Source organism: Streptococcus infantis (assembly GCF_001579645.1).
Classification (GTDB): Bacteria; Bacillota; Bacilli; order Lactobacillales; family Streptococcaceae; genus Streptococcus; species Streptococcus infantis_E.
Map to the genome: position 1 here is coordinate 163,997 of NZ_KQ970819.1, position 4,825 is coordinate 168,821.

Here is a 4,825-nt window from a genome sequence, read left to right on the forward strand (position 1 = left end):
GTTTTCATGGTACCAATAAAAAATTTTTCCTATTTTTTTCCCTTTTATACAAAGACATATCCTATCTCCGTAGTTATTCTCAGCAATAGGTAAAAAATTTGTAGGAATCCTATTTTCCATTTTTTTTATAGTATCGCTCAATGAATAGCCAGTTTGATACGATTCCCCTTCTCCATAGAAACAACCAAATTCCCCTTTCTTTATTACAACATTTTCTATCGGTGAATCAGGGGGATAACAATAGCTTGGTAGTCCATTGTCATACATGGTTAATTTATAAAATACTTCATTTAGATATGTCTCTCCTCCAAAATACGTCAAATAATCTAAATAATCAGAAAATTCTTTTCTATCAATATCTAGAAATTTTGACATTATTTCTCGTGATAAAGGAGCGAAAGGCTTTGCTCCGACCCTTACAACTCCACCCATTTTTTCTATTAAAGTTTGCATTCTTGTGCTCATAATGTTTACTCCAGTTAAAGGTTATGGACATGTTTTTCCGATTTTCTTTTTATTTACGCATGACACTTGCAGGACCAGTATGCCTAATGCCACTATGTAAATCTCTCGGTATTATTTGCGCCCTATTCCTACTATAATGATGCAAAATCAGATTATTTCATGGAACGCAATATATAAGGTTATCTGAAATACAAAACAGTATTTGTGGTTACCGTATACATCCTACGTCAGGACTGAAGGCATTGTGCAGGCTACGACTTACTTTTCATCGTAATTGGAAGTTTCATTGGCTACAGTTCGATTACACCTCGATAAAACATTCAAAAAAATCAAAGTGATTTTTATCGAATGCAATTAATAACTTGCCTTCAGGAATTTTTTTCCCTGTCATACCTCCTATGCAAATTCCGAGGTTCTTAAAAAGAATATATTTTTTTCCTTCAATAAATTCTGAATCGATGGCTTTAAGGTCTTCGATTGAATTTTTAAATATATCAATATCTCCTAATATGGGATTAGAATCTTTTAAGCAATATGCATAAACCAGTTTATCGTTTTCATAAACTAACTCACAAGCATTTCTATATTCCACCTTATTATTCATAATATTATCTTCAACCATTCTTACTGGTCTTCCATGTTTTTCTTGTACTTCCTCAAGAGAAGTACCAAATACAAAATCACCAATTGATTCATATGGCTTAATCAAGTAGTTCATATTAACCCTTTCCAATATGTTTACATTAATAAAATTAGGAACATTTACCAATAATTCTACGAAATCTTGTTGCCTGTTTCCTAGAAATAAATTTCTGCCGTTTAGTTTCTTAAATCATTCTCCCACATGGTTTTATATACGCCTTATATTCTATTTCAAAGGCAGCAGTATGATATAAAAACCCTTTCGTGCGCATATTTTTGACGAAATAAGATGAAGGTCACCTGAAAGTTCGTTTTCAGACGACCTCTATGTCAACTGCTAATGAGATTGTTAAAGAACAAATGATTCAGACGACCTCAAAGAAGATAGTGAGGTCGTCCTTACACAATTTAGATTCTAAATAGGGTTATCTTGTAGAAAGGTGTACCACATATCATCTATATCAGCACCATCAAATATATATTTATATCTACTTCCAAATATATATTCCTCAATAAATGAAGAGAAAGGAATACTTTTTCCACTATCAACATTAAATGTTACTTGATCATTGAGCCTATTTAAAAAAATTGGTTCATATAAAACTTGTCCTATTTCATAAGTATAGTCTTGTATATTTTTTGGTACTCTATATTGTCTATCCAATATCTCTTCTGTATTCCATAATTCTATATCTCCAAAAGAACCCCCATTACATAATAATAAAAATTGTTTATGTTCAGGTGCCAAAAATTGCTCTAGATGTTCACTTATCCTATCCGCACCTTGAGGAATATTTCCGTATAAAGGAGCATCAGGCAAGTCAGACAAACAATTTCTATAATGTTTAATTATTTGAGATAAATTCATAACAATTTCCAAATCAGGTTGCATTATTCTTTTTACCCTCTCAATTAATTTATTTGCAAAGTCTCGATTTCGGGCTTAATATTGTCTCCAAACTCTTTTAATTAAATCACTTTTATAACATTTAGTTACAGAGGGATCTCGTTTAACTTTTTCTATTGTTACTAATTTTCCTACATCACCGAGTTTTTTTAATGTTTCTGCTTTTCGTTGGAATTCTCGACGAGACATTCCAGTAACAAATTTTAATGTAATAGTAACAGGTGTTGATGACAAACCTAAAAAGTCAGCCCAGCTTTGTATATTTGGCGCAAACTGATACAGGTTATCCCCACCTACCAACCCAATCGGGTCTTGATTTACAAACCGCCCGGCCTCAGGCTCATAATACCGCATCAGGTTGTAATACAGCCTGGTCTCTTCATCATAATACTGGTTTTCACTGTCGGTCAGCTGGCTGTAGATCTGGTTGCCATGTCCATTTAGCACCGTATTTTTCAAGTAAATCAAAGCTAGCTTGTGGTCCCATGCTACCTGATTTATAATCATGAAGAGGAACGCCATTATCAGCCCACAACTTTTCAATACGGTCAATCAATTCCCAAGAAGCGCTAACTTCTTCCCAATGGCTAAAGTTAGTTGAATCGTTATTCAATACATCGTAGATTAGCTTTTCATAAGGATCTGGTGAAGCACCTGTAGCTGTAGCATCAGTTCTGTAGTCAAGCGAAATATGTGCAAGTTTGAACTCTTCTCCAACTTCTTTACCGTTAAGGCTGAGAGAGAAACCTTCGGTTGGTTGGATATAGATGGTCAAAATGTTTGGTGCTAGAGGCTCTCCAAAAATTGAATCCATTTGCTTAAAGACGATATTGACATGCGTTCCCTTTTCAGTCATTCGTTTACCTGTACGGAAGAAGAATGGAACACCACGGAAACGGTCACTCTCAACAAAGAAGGCACCTGAAGCAAAGGTTTCTGTCATTGATTCTGGGTTAACATTTGGTTCGCTACGGTAAGAAATGTACTTCATACCATCAATTTTACCAGAACGGTATTGGCCTCTAATGAAGTGTTCTTTGAGTTCTTCATCTGTTGGATGATAGAGGTTTTTAAAGACCTTGATTTTCTCTGCGCGAATGTCATCTTTGGTAAAACTTGCTGGTTTGTCCATAGCAAGGAGAGAAAGAAGCTGAAGTGTGTGGTTTTGTACCATATCACGAAGGGCACCAGACTCATCGTAGTATCCTCCACGCTCTTCAACACCTAGACGTTCTGCAAATGTAATCTGAACATTGTCGATGTGCTCACGATTCCACACATTTTCAAAGATCATATTGGCAAAACGAACTGCAAAGATACTCTGAATCATCTCTTTACCAAGATAGTGGTCGATACGATAGATTTGCTCTTCGTTAAAAGTAGCTAGAAGCTCTTCATTTAGTTTGCTTGCGGTCTCATAGTCAGTACCAAAAGGTTTCTCAACAATCAAACGTTCAAAACCTTTACCATCAACGATTTGCTCTGACTTGAGATGTTTAGCAATAGTTCCAAAGAACTGAGGTGCCATAGATAAAAAGAAGAGTTTGTTGTGTTCAGTTTGATACTTTTCATTTAACTCTGCCTGAAGTTTGCGTAATTCGATATAGTGTTCTGTATCATTAACATCATGGCTTTGATAGTAGAAGTGACTAGCGAACTCTTGAGCTTGCTCAGGACTATCTGCTAAATCAAGAATAGAGTCTACGACAACAGATTCAAAATATTCTTTACTCCATGGTCGACGAGCAGTTCCAATTACAGCAAAATGCTCTGAAAGATTGCCTGATTTGTAAAGTCTAAAAAGTGAAGGGTAGAGCTTGCGATGAGCCAAGTCTCCACTAGCACCGAAAATTGTAACAATAACTTTTGATGACATCCAGCTACCTAATTTCTATTTACTTTCCTAGATATTCTAGGCATGAGGAAACCCTCATTTTGATACCTTCTATTTTATCATAATTTTCAAAAAAATCCAAAATCCCAATATAAGTAAGAAAAAAACTGCAAGGTTTACCTTGCAGTTTTTTTAAGCATTGAGGACCTTGTCCAAAAATTCTTTTAGACGAGGGTGTTGTGGATTGTCAAAGATTTGATCAGGTGTCCCATCTTCTAGGAATTCACCGTCTGCTGTAAAGATAACTCGATTGGCAACCTTACGAGCAAATCCCATTTCGTGGGTTACGATAATCATGGTCATGCCTTGTTCAGCTAACTCTTTCATAACTTTGAGAACATCACCGACCATCTCAGGGTCAAGGGCAGAAGTCGGTTCGTCAAAGAGCATAATATCAGGGTTCATTGCTAAACCGCGGGCGATAGCCACACGTTGTTTTTGACCACCGGATAGACTTTCAGGATTAGCATTGGCCTTGTCAGCAAGCCCGACTTTTTCGAGGAGTTCCATACCCAATTTTTCAGCTTCAGCCTTAGTCATTAACTTATGTTCTACAGGAGCGAAAGTGATATTTTCCAATACAGTCATATGTGGAAAGAGATTGAAGTGCTGGAACACCATTCCGATATTTTCACGAACATGGTCTACGTTGGTAGATTTATCCGTCAAATCATAGCCATTAACTGTGATGCTTCCTTTTGTTCCTTCTTCGAGAAGATTTAAGCTACGCAAGAAAGTTGACTTACCTGAACCAGAAGGTCCAATGATACAAACAACATCTCCTTCATAGAATTTCGCTGAAATTCCTTTAAGGACTTTGTTTTTACCATATTGTTTATGTAAGTTATGAACGTCAATTTTTAATTTTGCCATTATTGAATCCTCTTTTCTAAGCGTTTCGCTAATCTAGTTAGAAG

6 protein-coding genes are annotated in these 4,825 nt (G+C 35.9%); all 6 read right to left on the bottom strand.

Annotated elements, in window-relative coordinates; genetic code table 11:
• Positions 1-465 (bottom strand): SMI1/KNR4 family protein (locus tag SINDD18_RS05135; RefSeq protein WP_206598377.1); only part of this gene is annotated, 465 nt, incomplete at its 3' end.
• Between the two features lie 301 nt (positions 466-766).
• Entirely contained in the window at positions 767-1,183 is a 417-nt protein-coding gene (locus SINDD18_RS05140; RefSeq protein WP_061863344.1) for a hypothetical protein, read from the bottom strand.
• Between the two features lie 339 nt (positions 1,184-1,522).
• Positions 1,523-1,975 carry a hypothetical protein gene (locus tag SINDD18_RS05145; RefSeq protein WP_061863390.1) on the bottom strand — a complete coding sequence of 151 codons (453 nt, stop codon included), beginning with the start codon at positions 1,973-1,975 and terminating at the stop codon, positions 1,523-1,525.
• A 75-nt stretch (positions 1,976-2,050) separates the two neighbouring features.
• Positions 2,051-2,473, bottom strand: coding sequence for an RHS repeat-associated core domain-containing protein (locus tag SINDD18_RS11525; RefSeq protein WP_277619877.1), 423 nt, complete (start codon positions 2,471-2,473; stop codon positions 2,051-2,053).
• Positions 2,412-3,890: a glucose-6-phosphate dehydrogenase gene (gene zwf, locus SINDD18_RS05155; RefSeq protein ID WP_061863345.1), complete on the bottom strand. Its 1,479-nt coding sequence runs from the start codon at positions 3,888-3,890 to the stop codon at positions 2,412-2,414. Before zwf ends, SINDD18_RS11525 begins: the two co-directional genes overlap by 62 nt.
• Positions 3,891-4,040: 150 nt before the next feature.
• Positions 4,041-4,781 carry an amino acid ABC transporter ATP-binding protein gene (locus tag SINDD18_RS05160; RefSeq protein WP_061863346.1) on the bottom strand — a complete coding sequence of 247 codons (741 nt, stop codon included), beginning with the start codon at positions 4,779-4,781 and terminating at the stop codon, positions 4,041-4,043.
• Between the last annotated feature and the right edge of the window lie 44 nt (positions 4,782-4,825).